16 protein-coding genes are annotated in these 16,512 nt (G+C 69.9%); 6 read left to right on the forward strand and 10 right to left on the reverse strand.

Translation table 11 applies throughout. From position 1 onward, the window contains the following. The first annotated feature begins 4 nt into the window (after positions 1 to 4). The gene (locus ACGFZA_RS16320) at positions 5 to 715 is read left to right on the forward strand and encodes an MBL fold metallo-hydrolase (protein ID WP_393679649.1); all 711 of its coding nucleotides are present in this window, start codon (positions 5 to 7) and stop codon (positions 713 to 715) included. Here ACGFZA_RS16320 and ACGFZA_RS16325 read toward each other — a convergent pair. Then, positions 674 to 1,711: an NUDIX domain-containing protein gene (locus ACGFZA_RS16325; RefSeq protein WP_393679651.1), complete on the reverse strand. Its 1,038-nt coding sequence runs from the start codon at positions 1,709 to 1,711 to the stop codon at positions 674 to 676. The two genes, ACGFZA_RS16320 and ACGFZA_RS16325, sit on opposite strands and share 42 nt — an antisense overlap. A 217-nt stretch (positions 1,712 to 1,928) precedes the next feature. Between ACGFZA_RS16325 and ACGFZA_RS16330 the strand changes: the two genes are divergently transcribed. After that, positions 1,929 to 2,105: a hypothetical protein gene (locus ACGFZA_RS16330; protein ID WP_330830413.1), complete on the forward strand. Its 177-nt coding sequence runs from the start codon at positions 1,929 to 1,931 to the stop codon at positions 2,103 to 2,105. A 258-nt stretch (positions 2,106 to 2,363) separates the two neighbouring features. Here the strand turns inward: ACGFZA_RS16330 and ACGFZA_RS16335 are convergent, their stop codons facing one another. Continuing rightward, positions 2,364 to 2,630 (reverse strand): hypothetical protein, encoded by a 267-nt coding sequence (locus ACGFZA_RS16335; protein WP_385271829.1) that lies wholly within the window; start codon positions 2,628 to 2,630, stop codon positions 2,364 to 2,366. Positions 2,631 to 3,027: 397 nt separating this feature from the next. Between ACGFZA_RS16335 and ACGFZA_RS16340 the strand changes: the two genes are divergently transcribed. Further along, positions 3,028 to 3,747 (forward strand): VOC family protein, encoded by a 720-nt coding sequence (locus tag ACGFZA_RS16340; RefSeq protein WP_393679653.1) that lies wholly within the window; start codon positions 3,028 to 3,030, stop codon positions 3,745 to 3,747. Positions 3,748 to 3,810: 63 nt separating this feature from the next. Here the strand turns inward: ACGFZA_RS16340 and ACGFZA_RS16345 are convergent, their stop codons facing one another. Beyond that, positions 3,811 to 3,969: a hypothetical protein gene (locus tag ACGFZA_RS16345; RefSeq protein ID WP_393679655.1), complete on the reverse strand. Its 159-nt coding sequence runs from the start codon at positions 3,967 to 3,969 to the stop codon at positions 3,811 to 3,813. Between the two features lie 305 nt (positions 3,970 to 4,274). Here ACGFZA_RS16345 and ACGFZA_RS16350 point away from each other — a divergent pair, with 305 nt between their 5' ends. After that, the gene (locus ACGFZA_RS16350; protein ID WP_393679657.1) at positions 4,275 to 4,799 is read left to right on the forward strand and encodes an excalibur calcium-binding domain-containing protein; all 525 of its coding nucleotides are present in this window, start codon (positions 4,275 to 4,277) and stop codon (positions 4,797 to 4,799) included. Positions 4,800 to 4,869: 70 nt separating this feature from the next. Here ACGFZA_RS16350 and ACGFZA_RS16355 read toward each other — a convergent pair whose 3' ends face one another. The 3 genes from ACGFZA_RS16355 to ACGFZA_RS16365 are packed head-to-tail and all read right to left on the reverse strand — an operon-like array spanning position 4,870 to position 8,001. Further along, entirely contained in the window at positions 4,870 to 5,784 is a 915-nt protein-coding gene (locus tag ACGFZA_RS16355; RefSeq protein ID WP_385271841.1) for a carbohydrate ABC transporter permease, read from the reverse strand. Beyond that, positions 5,781 to 6,695, reverse strand: a complete 915-nt coding sequence (locus ACGFZA_RS16360; protein ID WP_385271843.1) for a carbohydrate ABC transporter permease — start codon at positions 6,693 to 6,695, stop codon at positions 5,781 to 5,783. Before ACGFZA_RS16360 ends, ACGFZA_RS16355 begins: the two co-directional genes overlap by 4 nt. A 16-nt stretch (positions 6,696 to 6,711) precedes the next feature. Next, entirely contained in the window at positions 6,712 to 8,001 is a 1,290-nt protein-coding gene (locus tag ACGFZA_RS16365) for an ABC transporter substrate-binding protein (protein ID WP_393679661.1), read from the reverse strand. 263 nt (positions 8,002 to 8,264) lie between these two features. Here ACGFZA_RS16365 and ACGFZA_RS16370 point away from each other — a divergent pair, with 263 nt between their 5' ends. Continuing rightward, positions 8,265 to 10,307, forward strand: coding sequence for an NPCBM/NEW2 domain-containing protein (locus tag ACGFZA_RS16370; protein WP_393679663.1), 2,043 nt, complete (start codon positions 8,265 to 8,267; stop codon positions 10,305 to 10,307). A 283-nt stretch (positions 10,308 to 10,590) separates the two neighbouring features. Here ACGFZA_RS16370 and ACGFZA_RS16375 read toward each other — a convergent pair whose 3' ends face one another. Further along, positions 10,591 to 11,418 carry an alpha/beta fold hydrolase gene (locus ACGFZA_RS16375; protein ID WP_385271852.1) on the reverse strand — a complete coding sequence of 276 codons (828 nt, stop codon included), beginning with the start codon at positions 11,416 to 11,418 and terminating at the stop codon, positions 10,591 to 10,593. A 431-nt stretch (positions 11,419 to 11,849) separates the two neighbouring features. Further along, the gene (locus ACGFZA_RS16380; protein WP_393679666.1) at positions 11,850 to 12,830 is read right to left on the reverse strand and encodes an ROK family protein; all 981 of its coding nucleotides are present in this window, start codon (positions 12,828 to 12,830) and stop codon (positions 11,850 to 11,852) included. 180 nt (positions 12,831 to 13,010) lie between these two features. Between ACGFZA_RS16380 and ACGFZA_RS16385 the strand changes: the two genes are divergently transcribed. Beyond that, positions 13,011 to 14,039: a LacI family DNA-binding transcriptional regulator gene (locus tag ACGFZA_RS16385; protein ID WP_393679668.1), complete on the forward strand. Its 1,029-nt coding sequence runs from the start codon at positions 13,011 to 13,013 to the stop codon at positions 14,037 to 14,039. 28 nt (positions 14,040 to 14,067) lie between these two features. Here ACGFZA_RS16385 and ACGFZA_RS16390 read toward each other — a convergent pair whose 3' ends face one another. Next, positions 14,068 to 15,366 (reverse strand): DUF6986 family protein, encoded by a 1,299-nt coding sequence (locus ACGFZA_RS16390; protein ID WP_385271861.1) that lies wholly within the window; start codon positions 15,364 to 15,366, stop codon positions 14,068 to 14,070. A gap of 183 nt (positions 15,367 to 15,549) precedes the next feature. Continuing rightward, the coding region (locus tag ACGFZA_RS16395) for an electron transfer flavoprotein subunit alpha/FixB family protein (RefSeq protein ID WP_393679671.1) at positions 15,550 to 16,512 on the reverse strand (963 nt) is incomplete at its 5' end.

Genomic DNA, 16,512 nt, shown 5'->3' on the forward strand with positions numbered 1-16,512 from the left:
CGTCATGGAACTCGTCGAGGTGCTTCCCCAGCTGCACATGTTCCGTTTCCCGATCGGCCAGGCCTATCTCTGGCGCGACGGCACGGAGCTGACCCTGATCGACGCGGGCGACGTGAACGCGGCGCCCGCCATCGAGGACGCGGTGCGCGGCCTCGGTCTCGACCCGGCCCGCATCGCCCGGATCGTGATCACCCACGGGCATCGCGACCACTACGGCGCGGCCCAGGAGCTCGCCGACTGCCACGGCGCCACGATCCTGGCGCACCGGCTCGACGCCCCGGTGATCCGCGGTGAGGAGGAGATCGGCGATCCCGTGCTGCTCGACTGGGAGCGCCCGCTGTACGAGCACGGGCTGACCGTGCCCGTGGCTCCGCCGACCCGGGTCGACGCCGAGCTGTCCGACGGCGCGGTGCTGCCGTTCGGCGGTGGGGCGCGGGTGGTCCACTCCCCCGGCCACACCCCGGGCTCCATCGGCCTGCATCTGCCGGAACACGGGGTGCTGTTCACGGGTGACTGCGTGGCCGGTGTGGGGCAGGTGATGCTCGGCGTCTTCAACATCGACCGCGAGCAGGCCGTGGCCTCGTTCCGGCGGCTGGCCGCGCTGGAGGCGGCCACGGTCTGCTTCGGCCACGGCGATCCCCTCACCACCGACGCGGTCGCGGTCATGTCCGCCTCAGCCGACCGGGACGCCGGCCTCCAGGTTGAGCACGGCTGAGCGCTCGCGGGCACGCAGCGCCCATCGCAGCCGTTCGTAGCGGGTGGGCGGCAGCATCGTGGCCGCCTCCTCCTCGGTGACGAACCGCCAGCCACGCAGCTCGGACCCGGGCAGCAGCAGCCGCTCGGCATCCGCGCCCGGCAGCCTCCCGCCGTCGAAGAGGAGCCGCAGCCCTCCGTATCCGGGGGGCTGCGGCGCCTCCCAGTCGACGACGAGGAGTCTGGGCACCCGTTCGAGGTGGATTCCTATCTCTTCGGCCACCTCCCTGATCCCCGCCTGCGCCGGAGCTTCGCCCGCCTCCACGACTCCTCCGGGGAACTCCCAGCCGGGCTTGTACGTGGGGTCGACGAGCAGCACCCGGTCGTGCTCGTCGAAGAGCAGCACGCCGGCCGCGACGGTCTCCGCCGTGGGGTCGGGTGTCTGGACGATCTCGCAGGCCCGGGCCGCCCCGGTTCGCACGGCCTCCGCTATGCGTTCGGCCGTCTCGCGGGGTGTGAGTGCGCTGTTGTCGATGACGTGGGCGTCCAGGGTGATCCAGTCGAGCGCCGAACGGTAGGGCTCGATCCGCTCGTACGCCCACTGCCCGGTCCCGTCCACGTTCTCCGGATCCTCGGGGAACTCCGCCCGGTGGGCGATCCGTTGACGCAGGATCGTTTCCTCAGGTGAGAGCAGTACATGGCGCACCGCGATGCGCCGGGAGGCGAGCCCTCCGAATATCTCGTCGCGATACTCCTGTCGCAAGAGCGTCATCGGCACCACCAGCACCCCACCGACCTCGGCGAGCAGCGCTGCCGCGGTGTCCACCACGAGACGACGCCAGATCGGCAGGTCCTGGAAGTCGGACACCTCGGCGAACTTCTTCTGCGGCAGCAGGGATCCCAGCCCCGTGCCGGTCAGTTCCGGATCGTAGAAGGTGCTGTTCGGGATCAGATCGATCAGTTCACGCGCGGCGCTGGTCTTGCCCGCCCCGAACGCACCGTTGATCCAGACGATCACGGTTCCCCCTCTTCCGTAGCCCCCATGGGCTTGCCCGCAACACCCTGCCGCGAAAACACGACTGTGGCGATGACGTTGCGCGAGCGCAACCACGCCCGGCGGGCGACAGGCGTCTTTCGGTACGGGTAACGGCGCCCGTCCGAACGGCATCCGGCCGTAACGGCGAAGGCGGGACGTCGTTGGAGCGAGCAGCAGAACGAACGACAGGGGGCGGACCGTGCGTCGCACCGTACTTGAGCAGTTTCCCGCCGGGGGCCCGCGGGGGAGCTGGCCCGCGGAGGAGTTCGCGGCGGCCCGCCGTGGGGAGGGTGTCGCGGCGGAGGTCGTGATGGACCTGGAACAGGACGCGTTCCTGGTGGTCGTCCCGCAGCAGTCGTCGGAGCGGGGCCGCTGAGGGCCTGCGGCACGGGACGGACCGCCCCGGCCGCAGGTCAGTACGCCCGGCCGCCGGCACCCTGAGCCGGGACCGCTTCGGCCTCGGGACGGCGGACGGACACCGCGCCGGGCAGGAACGGGCCGTCGGCCGTCCGGGGCACCGTGTCATCGGCACCCCGGCCATGGGCCGCCGCCGGCTCGCCGAACAGAGCGACGGAGGGGGCGGCCTCGACGACGTGTCGCCGGGGCTCCGCCGCGCCGCGGACACGGCCGGGCGCTAAGGCGTGTCGCCCCGCCAGTCCCACTTGTTCGGATCCTCCGCCCGCGGCCCGTACTCGGCGCGGCCACCCGCCCCGTAGGCGCCGATCTCGGTGACCAGCGCGGAACCGTCCGCCAGGGCCACCTTCGTCCAGCCGGTCACGTCCAGCAGCAGCCCGTCGAGCGGTCCGCCCACCAGCTCCCGGTAGTCCCGCCCCGGCCTGGGGCCCGGATCCGGGTCGTCGTGATCGGCGCCGTACACCCGTCGCCGCATGATCTCGTCCATACCCGAAGGATCGCATCGACCACTGACAACTTCCTCGGCCGGTGAACCTGCGTGACTCGATCGGCCGCACGTGCGCGCGTCCTGGCGCTGGTCCGCCGGTTCCGCGCCGGTCGGTCAGCAGATGACCGGCGCACCCCTGCCCACCGGGACCCGTGGCCGCCCTGTCCGTTCCCGGCCGTCCCGGCGCACGAACCAGGAGTGGTCGCACGGTCCGGGCACCAGCCGGGCAGCTCCGGCAGAAGCGCTCGTCAGCCTGCCCGGAGTGGCAAAGAGCCCTGGCCCGGGCTGCCCCGCGCCGGAAACCGGGATGCGGGTACCGCGCGGCCCCTCCTAGGATGCACTCGCGGAACGGGCCGGGCACCGTGACGTCCACCGACGAAGCGGAGATACCGGGAGCATGACCAGTCACCTGTTCGCCATCTGCTTCCACGCGACCCGGCCATCCGGTCTGGCACGGTTCTGGTCCGGGGTCCTCGGCTGGGAGTCGGCTGCCGGTCCGGACAACGGCATGGCCCTCCTGCCCCCGGATCCAGCCGGGTTCCGCATCCGGTTCCTGCCGGGCCAGGAGCCGAAGACCGGCCGGAACCGGGCGCACTTCGACCTGACGAGCACCTCCCCGGAGGATCAGCGGCGGACGGTGGCACGTGCGTTGGAGCTCGGTGGACAGCACATCGATGTCGGTCAACTCCCCGAGGACGGGCATGTGGTGCTCGCCGATCCGGACGGCAACGAGTTCTGCGTCATCGAGCCCGGCAACGAGTTCCTCGCCGGCACCGGGTTCATCGGAGCGCTGGCCTGTGACGGCACGCAGGAGGTCGGCTACTTCTGGAGCAAGGCCCTGCGGTGGCCACTGGTCTGGGACCAGGACCAGGAGACCGCGATCCAGTCACCGCACGGCGGCACGAAGATCACATGGGGCGGGCCGCCTGTGGCGCCGAAGGCGGGCACGAACAGGCTGTACTTCGAGCTGGCGCTCCCTGCCGGTGCCGACGGGGCAGCGGAGGTCGACCGCCTGATCTCGCTCGGCGCGACGCGGACCAACTTCAGCGACGACGAAGGCGGCAGGATTCTGCTGCTCGACCCCGACGGCAACGAGTTCTCCGTGCAGCGGTCTTGACCGCGGAGGCCGCTGCCGGACGACGGCGCTTCACGGACGTCGGCCCGTAGCGCGAGCGCCTCCTCAACTGTCCGCCACGAATCGGCTCAGCCGGTAGGTGGTCGGTTGCACCAGGCGGCCGCAGAGCGTGTCGATCCGGATCGTCGCCTCGTCGACCCGCGCTTCCCGAAGGCTGCGGAGCCGCGCGCGCAGCTCCGCCTGATCCTCGGTCTCGAAGATCACTTCCCACCGCCCCGATCCGGACGATGTGCGTGCGGCCGACCGCAGATTCCCGGCCTCCTGCCGCCGCCTCCTCTTCGCCTGTCCTGGCACCGGCTCAGAATCGCAGGCCGGTGCCGGCGCGGCAAGAGACCCGGCACCAGAACGCTTTCATGGCCGACCGATGGTCGGCGAACTGCGACGACCCACGAGAGATCCACTTTCCCTTCACATCCTGGTCACAAATTCGTCACCACCGGAACATTGGCCTCCCTTACCGCATACGGCGCGGCTAACGTCACCTCTCCACGCACATTTCAGGGGGACTCATGTCGCACAATCCGCCGTCCGTCCAGCCGCCCTGGGGCCAGCCGCCCCAGCCCGCCGGCCCCGGCCCGCACGGGAGCCCGCCGCCGTCCGCGCCCCGGCCGGGCTGGACCAGGAAGCGGATCATCATTCCCGCTGCGATCGTCCTGTTCTTCATCGGCGTCGGCATAGGCGGGGCCGGCGACGGTGCCGCGCCCGAGAAGACCGCCTCCGCCTCGGCGGCCCCCGCGGTGACCGTCACAGCGACCGCCACCGCATCGGCGAAGCCCGGCCCCACGGTGACGGAGACCGTCACGGCCGCCCCGAAGCCCGTGCCCACGGTCACCAGGACGGTGACGGTGAAGGTCACGACAGCACCCGGCTCCGGGACGGCCGCAGGCTCCGAGCCGGATGACGACGGCGGCGGGGCGACGTACTACGCCAACTGCTCCGCCGTTCGGGCAGCCGGCGCCGCACCCATTCACGCGGGAGACCCCGGCTACGGTTCGCACCTCGACCGCGACGGGGATGGTGTGGCCTGCGAGTAGGCGGACGGACCGCGGAGCCGCCCGCCGATCCCTGCGCGGGTCGGCGGGCCTGGTTCCGGAAGTCCACCGGTCACCCCTTGCTGGACCCCAGCGTGAGTCCCGCGATGAAGTGCCGCTGGAGCAGCAGGAAGACCACCAGGGTCGGAAGCGCGACGATCACCGAGCCGGCGGCAAGCAGGTTGTAGTCGGTGAAGAATTGGCCGCGCAGGTTGTTCAGTGCCGATGTGACCGGCAGCTTGTCCCCGTCGGAGATGAAGACCAGGGCCCAGAGGAAGTCGTTGTACATCCAGGTGAACTGGAGCGTGCCCAGGGCCGCGAGCGCGGGGCGGCACAAGGGCAGGGTGATGCGCCAGAACTGGGTCCAGACGCCCGCCCCGTCCACCACGGCCGCCTCCAGGATCTCCTGCGGCAGGGTCCGCATGAAGTTGGCGAGGACGAACACGCAGAAGCCGAGCTGGAATCCGACCTGCACCAGGATGACGGCCCAGTAGGAGTCGAACATCGTCATCGAGTCCGACATCCAGTAGGGCAGCGGAATGCGGTTGAAGACGACGTACAGCGGGGTGACGATCACCTGTTGCGGAAGCAGGTTCCCCGCGGTGAAGAGCATCAGCAGGACGAGCCCGCCGCGCATCCTCAGCCGGGCGAGCGCGAACGCCACGAACGACGCGAGGAACAGGGTGACGAGAACCCCGGGCACAGCGATGATCATGGTGTTGACGAAGTACTTCGTCATCCCCGAGTCGGTGAACGCCTGCCGGTAGTAGTCCAGCGAGAGATGGCGGGGCAGCGAGAAGTAGCCGTGCTCCGAGGTTTCGTCGTACGGCCTGAGCGAGGCGTACACGGCGAGCAGGAGCGGGGCGAGGAAGGCGAGCGAGACCGTCATCAGGAAGGCGTGCACGCCGAGCCGGCCGGGACGGATTCCGCGCCGGGCCGTGGTGGGGACGGGCGCTGCCGGACGGGCGGCGGCTGTTTGCGTGGTCATCGGTCCTTCTCCCCTCGGATCTCCTGGACCAGGTACGTCACGACGAATCCCAGGGAGACGACCAGCAGGACGACGGCGATGGCGGAGCCGAACCCGATCCGGCTGGCCTCACCGATGATGTTGTCGGTGACGAGCACCGAGAGCAGTTCCAGGCCGTTGCGGCCGTGGTTGACCGCGTACACGATGTCGAAGGCGCGCAGCGACTCGATGACGGTGATGACCCCGACGATGATGTTGACCGGGCGCAGCGTCGGAAAGACGATGCGGAAGAAGGTCTGGCTCTCGCTCGCCCCGTCGATCGCGGCGGCCTCCTTGAGGGAGGAGTCCACGGCCTTGAGCCCGGCGAGATAGAGGATCATCACGTAGCCGGTATGGCGCCAGGCGGCGGCGAGCAGGACCATCCAGATGTTGAGGTCGGGGTCGCCCAGCCAGTCGGTCGGTGACGCGGTGTCGCCGACGATCGCGTTGAGGGCTCCCTGGTCACGGGAGAAGACCAGTTGTGCGATGAAGCCGACCACGGCGAGGGAGAGCACGACGGGCATGTACAGGGTCGACTGGTAGAAGCGGCTGAAGCGCACCCCCTTGTCGATGAGTACGGCGAGGAGCAGCCCGAACGGCGTGGCCACCAGACCGAGGAAGGCGAGCCAGAGCAGGTTGTGGCGGGCCGCCGGCCAGAACTGCGGGTAGTTCGTGAAGAGGTTCGTGTAGTTGCGCGTGCCGACCCACTCGATGTCACCGATGCCGTCCCAGCTGGTGAACGAGAGGGCGACGGAGGCGAGGGTCGGCCCCCACACGATGGCGATGTCGAGCAGTACGGGTATGCCGAGCAGCACGCCGAGCACGACAAGGTCGCGGCGGGTGAACCGCCGCGAGCCCCGTCGTCCGGTGCGCCGCCCCGAGATGAACGACACGGTCGGTACTCCCGGTTCACTCCGAGGCGAAGATGGTCTTCTTCTGCCGTTCGATGTCGTTGACCAGCCCGTCCACGTCGTTCGGACTGCTGATGAAACTCTGGATCGCCTGGATCATGACCGTGGACGAGAAGTCCGGGCGGGTGTCCCGGTCCAGGAACTGGGAGATCTGCTTCGCTCCCGACACCAGCTCGACGGCCTTCTTCTGGATGGCGGAGTACTGGGAGGTGTCGGCCTGGTCGCTGACCGCGATGTTGTTCGGGTCGCTCTTGAGGTAGATGTCCTCGGCCTTGCCGGTGGCGAGCCACTTCAGCAGGTCCTTGGCGCTCTCCAGGTTCTTCTTGTTCTTGAGGTTCTTCGACTTCTTCGCCAGCAGGAACCCGTCGATCGGAGCCTCCACGGCATCCTGACCGTGCTCCGGGTTGATGACGGGGAACGGGAAGAAGTCGAGGTCGCCCTGTTCCGCCTTGGGGAACTGGGCTCCGGGGTGCGGCAGGCCGAAGACCGCCATCCCGGCCTCGCGCTTCTGCAGGCTGGTGGCGGCCTCCTGCCAGGTGCGGCCGTTGGCGCCCTGCTGGCAGTACGGAAGCAGGCGTCGCCAGGTGTCGAAGACCTCCCTCACCCGCTTGTCCGTCCAGGCTTCCTCGCCGGCCATCAGACTCTTGTGGAACTCGTATCCGTTTGTCCGCATGTTGATGTAGTCGAACGTGCCCATTGCGGGCCATCCGTCCTTGTCGCAGAAGGCGATGGGGTCCATCTTGTCCTTCTGCATCTGCTTGGCGAGGGCCACGTACTCGTCCAGCGTCTTGGGCGCCTGATAGCCGCGTTCGGCAAAGAGGCTCTTCCGGTGGAAGACGGCCCAGGGATAGTAGTAGTACGGCGTGAGGTACTGCTTGCCGTCCTCGCCGGTGGACTGGGCCTTCAGGGCGTCCGAGAATCCCTCGTAGCCCTCCCAGTTGTCGCTGATGTCGTACAGCAGCCCCTTCTCGGCGAAGAACTGCATGCGGTTTCCGGCGAACCACATGAAGACGTCGTCGGGCTTGCCCTGCAGATAGCGGTTGATGTTCTCCTGGAAGGTGTTGTGGTCAACGGTGTTGACCTTCACCTTTCGGCCGTCGGACTGGTCGGCATAGGCCTTGAAGGCGTCGGCGAACGCCTTCTTCGGGATGGGGTCGGACGAATTCGAGCCCAGGGTGATGGTCTTGCCGTCACCCCCCGGGCCCCCTCCGCACGCGGTGAGCAGCGCGGGAAGCGTGACCGCGCCGGCTCCGACTGCCGCGCCACGCAGCAGACTTCGCCGGGACATCCGATGTCCCGCGACACTGCCGGGCAGATCTGACCTGTCGTACGAGTGCACCACGATCCCCTCCTCCGGAAGGCAACCCAACACAACCGAACGTGCGCTTGGATCACACCCCCAACCAAGGGCCCAGTCAAGGGTTTTGACGAGATACCGAACAACCGGCATCGCCCCTCTTCCAACATAGTTCAACAGGCTCTAACGTAATCGCTCGTCTTGGCGTGCACATGCCGCCCATTGATTCGGCACGAGTACGGAGGAACGTAACGATGCGTCATCTTCCAGGCCGTACCACCCGCACAAGCCGCCTCAGAGTCATCGGAGCGCTGACCGCGGGCCTCCTGTGTGCGGCGGGAGCCACCCTTCCCGCCGTCGCCCAGTCCCCGGCTCCTGCCCCCTCGCCGACGGTGGGCGCACGGGCCGGAAACGGTCTCGCACTCACCCCTCCCATGGGCTTCAACAACTGGAACTCCACCCATTGCCGGGCCGAGTTCGACGAGGCGATGGTCAAGGGCATCGCCGATATCTTCGTCGAGAAGGGGCTCAAGGAAGCGGGCTACGAATTCGTCAATCTGGACGACTGCTGGGCGAAGCCGCAGCGTAATGCGGACGGAAAACTGGAAGCCGACCCGGCGCGGTTCCCGAACGGGATCAAGGCAGTCGCCGACTACGTCCACTCCAAGGGTCTCAAGCTCGGCATATACACCAGCGCCGGCACCAAGACCTGCGACAGCGTCGGGCTTCCCGGAGCGCTCGGGCACGAGTACAGCGACGCCCGGCAGTTCGCCGACTGGGGCGTCGACTATCTCAAGTACGACAACTGCAACAACCAGGGCGTGGACGCGAAAGAGCGTTATACGACCATGCGGGACGCGCTGGCCGCCACCGGCCGGCCCATCGTCTACAGCATCTGTGAATGGGGCGAGAACAAACCCTGGGAGTGGGCCGCCGGTCTGGGCAATCTCTGGCGCACGACGGGTGACATCAACGACAGCTGGAGCAGCATGCTGTCGATCATGAAGCAGAACCTGCCGCTCGCCGCGGCGGCCGGTCCCGGCCACTGGAACGACCCCGACATGCTGGAGGTCGGGAACGGCGGCATGACGGACACGGAGTACCGCACCCACTTCTCCATGTGGTCGGTGATGGCCGCGCCCCTGCTCATCGGCTCCGATCTGCGCACGGCGACGCCCGAGACGTACCGGATCCTCTCCAACCACGAGGTCATCGCCGTCGACCAGGACCCGTTGGGCAAGCAGGGTGTCGTGCTCTCCTCCGACGGCGGGCGCTGGATCGTCGCCAAGGAGATGCAGGACGGCAGCCGGGTCGTGGCGCTGTTCAACGAGACCGGGAGTGCGCAGCGGATCTCGACGACGGCTGCGGCGGCGGGGCTTCCGCAGGCCGCCGCGTACACCGTGCGCGACCTGTGGGCTCACACCACGCGCAACACGGCGGGCGGCCTCTCCGCGACCGTCCCGGCCCATGGGACGGTCCTGCTGCGCGTGGCCGGGGACAGCCGCTGGGCCGCGTATCCGCCCGCGGTGGAACTGGCCCTGGACGGGAGCCCTCTGGTGGAGGCGGGCCGTACGGCGCGGCTGACGACCACGGTCACCGGACTGGGCCGGACACCGGCAGTGAAGGTGTCGGCCGCACTCACCGGGCCGTCCGGCTGGCGGATCGGGGCCGAATCCGCGACCACGGCGGCCGCACTGCCGACGGACAGGGCTCTGACCACACGCTGGCGTGTGACGGCTCCGGCCGGCACGGCCACCGGTACCTACGATCTGACACTCACCGCGCAGTACCGCTCGCCTTCCGGAGAGCGGGTGCGGTCCTCCGTGCCGTTCCAGGCCCATGTGGTGGTGGCGCCACCGGCCGGTGGCGGCTACCTGAGCGATCTGCCGCAGCTCTCCGCGTCCAACGGCTACGGACCGGTCGAGAAGGACACCAGCAACGGTGAGAGCGCGGCGGGCGACGGGAATCCCCTGACCGTCGGCGGCGAGGTGTACGCGAAGGGGCTGGGCGTGCACGCCGACAGCGCCGTCGAGTACTACGTGGGCGGTGCGTGCAGCACCGTGACGGCCCGGGTCGGGGTCGACGACGAGAAGGGTGCCAAGGGAAGCGTGGCCTTCGAGATCTGGTCGGACGGCACGAAGGCGGCGTCCACCGGAGTCCTGACCAACGCGATGGCGGCGCAGTCCCTCTCGGCGGACGTCGGCGGTGCGCAGGTCGTACGCCTGGTGGTCACGGACGGGGGCGACGGCGTCGACTCCGACCACGCGGACTGGGCGGACCTCCGCATCACCTGCTGAGGCAGCCCGTCCGCGGGAACGGGTGGCGGCGTCATACCTCGTCGCCACCCGTCGGGGGTGGGCCTGCCCTTCGAGGACGGGCCGCCCCTCGGAATCATGGCGGTGGCGGACCAGGGCGGGGACAAGGCCCGGCCCCGCCCGCTCCGGGGAGAAGTCCGCACGGCCGTCCGGTCGGCGAGGACAGCGCTCGCCGACCGGACAGCCCCCGAAGCCGACGGCGAACGCGCGCGGTCCGGCCCGGCGGCGAACGCCGTTGCGCGCCGACGCTCAGAGCCCCACGGGGTCAGTCCTTCAGGAACTCGAGCAGGTCCTGGTTGAAGCGCTCCTTGTCACCCGGGACGACGGCGATGCCGTGCGACCCGCCCTCGTACACCTTGAGGACCGCGCCGGGGACCAGCTTCGCGGTCTTGCGGCCGGTGGCGTCGATCGGGACGACCTGGTCGTCGTCACCGTGGACGATCAGCAGCGGAACGTCGAACTTCTTGAGGTCCTCGTGGAAGTCGGTGTAGCCGAAGGCGTCCACGCAGTCGACGCCGCCCTTGATGGTCTGCGCCATCGCCATGTACCAGAACGCGTCCTTGTTGCCCTCCGTCGCCTTGGTGCCGGGCCGGTTCGCTGAGAGGAACCCGACCGCGGTTTCCTTCCAGAACTGCGAGCGCTCGTTCAGGATGCCCGTCTTGATGGAATCGAAGACGCTGCCCGGCACGCCCTCGGGGTTGTCGGGGCCCTGGATCATCAGCGGCGGGATCGCGGACAGCAGCACGGCGGACTTGATCCGCGAGGTGCCGTGCCGGCCGATGTAGCGGGCCAGCTCACCGCCGCCCATCGAGTGCGCGACCAGGGTGACGTCCCGCAGGTCGAGGTGGGTGAGCAGGTCGTTCAGGTCGTCGGCGAAGGTATCGAAGTCGTAGCCGTCGTAGACGGGGGTGGAGCGGCCGTGGCCTCGGCGGTCGTGTGCGATACCGCGAAAGCCCGCGTCGGCGACGGCCTTCAGCTGGTCCTGCCAGGCATCGCCGTTCAGGGGCCAGCCGTGGATGAAGACGACCGGGCGTCCGCTCCCCCAGTCCTTGTAGAAGATCTCCACACCGTCACGGGTCTTGCAAACAGGCATGAGTGACTCCGAATCCAGCGTCAGGGGAAACCTGGTCCACCGGTCGAGGGGTCGAGGGCCCGGCCTGCGGCGCCGAAGACAGACGCACGCAGACATCCGCACTCCTGTGGAAGGAGGGCAGGACGACGACTCGGTGCACGGCCCAGCCAACCGCAGGTCGGCGCGCCCCGCATCCGCCGCACCACGCCGAGGGTCCGAGCGGGTGACAGGCCTTGCGATCGACCGGTACCTCTCCGCGCTGGAGGTCTCGCACAAACGCTCCCGAACTCCCGCGAGAGCGTGGTACTCGTCCTGGAGGTGGCCCGCCGTACCCAGTAGTGCCTCCGCGAGGGACGCGGGCGAGCGGGAGGGAACCCCCGGTCCCAGCCCCCTGTCGCAGCCCTGCCCCTGCCCCGTCCAAGAGCGCATCCAAGGAGCAACGGGGCGGAAGGTCACCTGATCCGAACGGCTGGGCTCTGGACGGAAACGGCCCCGTTCGCTCCCACCCGCGCGGCGAAGGCCGCCGCCGCCGCGCCCACCAGCCCCGCGTCGTTGCCCATGACCGCCGGCGTCACGGTCAGCCGCTGGACGAACGACAGCGTCGCGTACCGCCGCAGGGCGCTGCGGAGCGGGGCGAACAGCACCTCTCCGGCGCCGGCCACTCCCCCGCCGATCACCGCGATGTCGATCTCGACCAGGGTGGCCGTCGCGGCGATGCCCGCGGCGAGCGCCTGTGCCGCCCGTTCGAACGAAGCCACGGCGACCGGGTCGCCCGCCCGCGCCGCCGCCGCGACCGCCGCGGCGGTCGCGTCACCGTCCGGTCCGGGCCGCCAGCCGCCCTCAAGGGCGCGGCAGGCGATGTTGGGGCCGCTCGCGATGCGTTCGACGCAGCCGCGCGCTCCGCACGGGCACGGGTCACCGTCGAGGTCGACGCTGATGTGCCCGATGTGGCCCGCGTTGCCGCTGGGGCCGGGGTGGAGTGCCCCGCCGAGGACGAGCCCGCCCCCGACTCCGGTCGACACGACCATGCACAGGGCGTTGTCGTGGCCGCGGGCGGCGCCCAGCCAGTGCTCGGCCGCCGTGATCGCGACCCCGTCGCCGACCAGCTCGACAGGGAGACCGCCGGTGGCCGCGCTCACGCGTTCCACCAGCGGAAAGCCCCGCCAGCCGGGCACGTTCACGGGGCTGACGGTCCCGGCGACGGCGTCCACCGGACCGGCGCTGCCGATACCGACGGCCGTGGCCCGGCTCCACAGCGGTGACGCGGACAGCTCCGCCAGGACGTCACCGACCGCCGTCATCACCGTCTCGCCGTCCTCGCGGGCAGGCGTCGGACGCTGCACCCGTACCCGGAGCGTGCCGTCGCCGTCCACCAATGCTCCGGCGATCTTGGTGCCGCCGATGTCCAGCGCGGCGACGAGGTCGGTATGCATCGGTGTGGCTCCGTGGGTGAGGGGGTGGGACCTGCGGCTTCAGTGAATAGTCTGCATAGTCTCCATTCACTTGACAACGTTGTCCAGGGCCTATGCTCGACGCCACAGCCTCCGGCCTCTCCCGCGGTACCCTCCGCGGGAGGTCCGGACCGCCCGTACCCGAGGACAGGACTGCGCACCGTGGCCGAGACCACCCGTCACCCCGAGCCCCGCTATGGCAACCGGCCGACCATGAAGGACGTGGCCGCCCGTGCCGGAGTGGGCCTCAAGACGGTCTCGCGCGTGGTCAACAGCGAGCCGGGCGTCACGCCCGACACCGAGCGCCGGGTCCAGGAGGCCATCGACGCGCTGGGCTTCCGCCGCAACGACAGCGCGCGTGTGCTGCGCAAGGGCCGCACCGCCTCGATCGGTCTGGTCCTGGAGGACCTCGCGGACCCGTTCTACGGGCCGTTGAGCCGCGCGGTGGAAGAGGTGGCCCGCGCGCACGGCGCCCTGCTGATCAACGGCTCCAGCGCCGAGGACCCGGAGCGCGAGCAGGAACTCGTGCTCGCGCTGTGTGCACGACGCGTCGACGGGCTCATCGTGATTCCGGCCGGCGACGACCACCGTTATCTGGAGCCGGAGATCAAGGCCGGCATAGCGACGGTCTTCGTGGACCGTCCGGCGGGCCAGATCGAGGCCGACATGGTGCTCTCGGACAGCTTCGGCGGCGCCCGCGAGGGCGTCGCCCACCTGATCGCGCACGGCCACCGCCGGATCGGATTCATCGGCGACCAGCCCCGGATCCACACCGCCACCGAGCGCCTCCGCGGATATCACACCGCCATGAGCGACGCCGGGATCACCGTCGAGGACTCCTGGGTCTCGCTCGGTTCCACCGACCCCGAGCGGGTCCGCCCGGCCGCGGAGACCATGCTCTCCGGTCCCGAACCCGTCACCGCGCTCTTCGCCGGCAACAACCGCGTGACGGTGACCGCGGTGCGCGTGCTGGCCGGCCGGGAACGGCCCGTCGCCCTGGTCGGCTTCGACGACATCGAGCTCGCGGATCTGCTCGGCATCACCGTCATCTCCCAGGACGCGGCGGCGGTAGGCCGCACCGCGGCCGAGCACCTCTTCCGGCGGCTCGACGGCGCCGACCACTCGCCGGCACGCGTCGAGCTCCCGACGAGGCTGATCCCGCGCGGCTCGGGCGAGCTGCGCCCGGCCTGACCCCGGGCCGGGCGGTCTGGCGGAGAGGCTACGGCGCCGTCACGGTCAGCCCGCCACGCCTCGGTGAGGCGAAGGCGTCCAGGTCCGCGCGGGTCAGCCCGGTCAGCCGGGCCACCTCGGCGGTGTCCAGGGCGCCGCAGTCGATGCCCCGCAACAGGTAGCCGCTGAGCGCCTTCGCGGTGGCAGGTTCGTCCATCACGTCGCCGCCCGCCTTCGCCACGTACGCGGCGAGCCGGGCCGCGGCCTGCTCCAGGCCCTCGCGGTAGAAGGTGTAGACGGCCGCGTAACGCGTCGGGAGGTGGCCCGGATGCATGTCCCAGCCCTGGTAGTAGGCGCGGGCCAGGGCGCGGCGGGTGAGCCCGTAGTGCAGCCGCCAGGCCTCGTGCACCTGGGGGGTGGGGCCCACGGGCAGGACGTTGGTGGAACCGTCGGAGACACGCACTCCGGTGCCCGCGGCGGCCACCTGCATCACGGCCTTCGCGTGGTCGGCCGCCGGGTGGTCACTCGCCTGGTACGCGGCGCTGACCCCGACGCAGGCGCTGTAGTCGAACGTGCCGTAGTGCAGACCCGTCGCGCGGCCCTGCGCGGCGTCGATCATGCGGGCGACGGCAGCGGTGCCGTCAGCGGCGAGGATCGACTGGCTGGTCTCGATCTGGATCTCGAAGCCGAGCCGTCCGGAGGGAAGCCCGTGGGCCTCCTCGAAGGCTTCGAGAAGCCGTACGAAGGCGGTGACCTGTTCGGGGTAGGTCACCTTCGGCAGGGTGAGCACGAGCCCGTCGGGAAGGCCGCCCGCCTCCATGAGTCCCGTGAGGAAGACGTCCGTGGTGCGGATGCCCCGGTCGCGTACGGCGGCCTCCATGCACTTCATCCGGATGCCCATGTACGGCGCCGCCGTGCCGTTCGCGTACGCCTGCGAGATCAGCCGGGCCGCACGGGCCGCCGCCTCGTCCTCCTCGGCGTCGGAGCGGGGGCCGTATCCGTCCTCGAAGTCGATGCGGAGGTCCTCCACGGGCTCACGGCTCAGCTTGGCGCGTACGCGGTCGTGGACGGGTCCGGCGAGCTCGGCCGGGATGCCCAGCACGGCTGCGAGCGACGCGGCGTCGGGGGCGTGCTCGTCGAGCGCCCGCAGCGCCTGGTCGCCCCAGGAGCGGATGGTGCCTGCGGTGAAGGCGTCCCCCGGCACGTAGACCGTGTGGACGGGCTGACGCGTCCCGGGGTCGCCCGGGTAGCGGCGTGCGAGTTCGGCGTCCACCGCTGTGAGTGAGGCGCTGATCCCCTCACTGACCGCACCGGCGAGGCTCGTCGCCACCTTCTCCTGCTGACCCATTTCCGCACCCTCCACACTCTCGCTGTTTCCGCTTCCCGGAATCAGCAATCCGTATAGTGAAGTTATAAGCCTGCCGTACCTGCGTCAATGGTGATCGGAAACGGCGCGGGGCCGCACGGTGGGTTTCACCGTGCGGCCCCGTACTGCGGGTCCCGCTGTCGTGCCGTGTACTGCCGGCGGGGGTCAGCCCTTGCGGGCGGTGACCTCGTCGGTGAGCTGCGGGACGACGTTGAAGAGGTCGCCGACGACGCCGTAGTCGACGAGGTCGAAGATCGGGGCCTCGGCGTCCTTGTTGATCGCGACGATCGTCTTCGAGGTCTGCATACCCGCCCGGTGCTGGATCGCCCCCGAGATACCCGAGGCGATGTACAGCTGCGGCGAGACGGACTTGCCCGTCTGGCCGACCTGGTTGGAATGCGGATACCAGCCCGCGTCCACCGCCGCACGCGAGGCACCGACCGCCGCACCCAGCGAGTCCGCGAGCGCCTCGATGACGTGGAAGTTCTCCGCACCGTTGACACCACGGCCACCGGAAACGACGATCGCGGCCTCGGTCAGCTCCGGGCGGCCGGTCGACTCACGCGGAGTACGGGACAGGACCTTGGTACCGGTGGCCTGCGCCGAGAAGGAAACCGTCAGGGCCTCGACCGCACCGGCAGCCGGTGCCGCCTCGACCGGAGCCGAGTTCGGCTTGACCGTGACGACCGGTACGCCCTTGGAGACACGGGACTTGGTCGTGTACGAGGCCGCGAACGCGGACTGCGTGGCGACCGGCCCCTGCTCACCCGCCTCCAGGTCGACGGCGTCGGTGATGATCCCGGAACCGATCCGGACCGCGAGACGGGCAGCGATCTCCTTGGCCTCCGCGGAGGAGGGCAGCAGCACGGCAACCGGGGACACCACGCCACAGGCGGCCTGGAGCGCGTCGACCTTCGGAACCACGAGGTAATCGGCGAACTCGGGAGCATCGGCGGTCAGCACCCGGACGGCACCGTGCTCGGCGAGCACACCGGCCGTATCCGCCGCACCACTGCCCAGAGCAACGGCGACAGGCTCACCCACACGACGCGCCAGCGTCAGCAGCTCCAGCGTGGGCTTGCGGACGGCACCGTCCACGTGGTCGACAAAGACGAGAACTTCAGCCAT

Origin of the sequence: Streptomyces sp. NPDC048211 (assembly GCF_043202315.1) — a bacterium.
Lineage (GTDB): Bacteria > Actinomycetota > Actinomycetes > Streptomycetales > Streptomycetaceae > Streptomyces.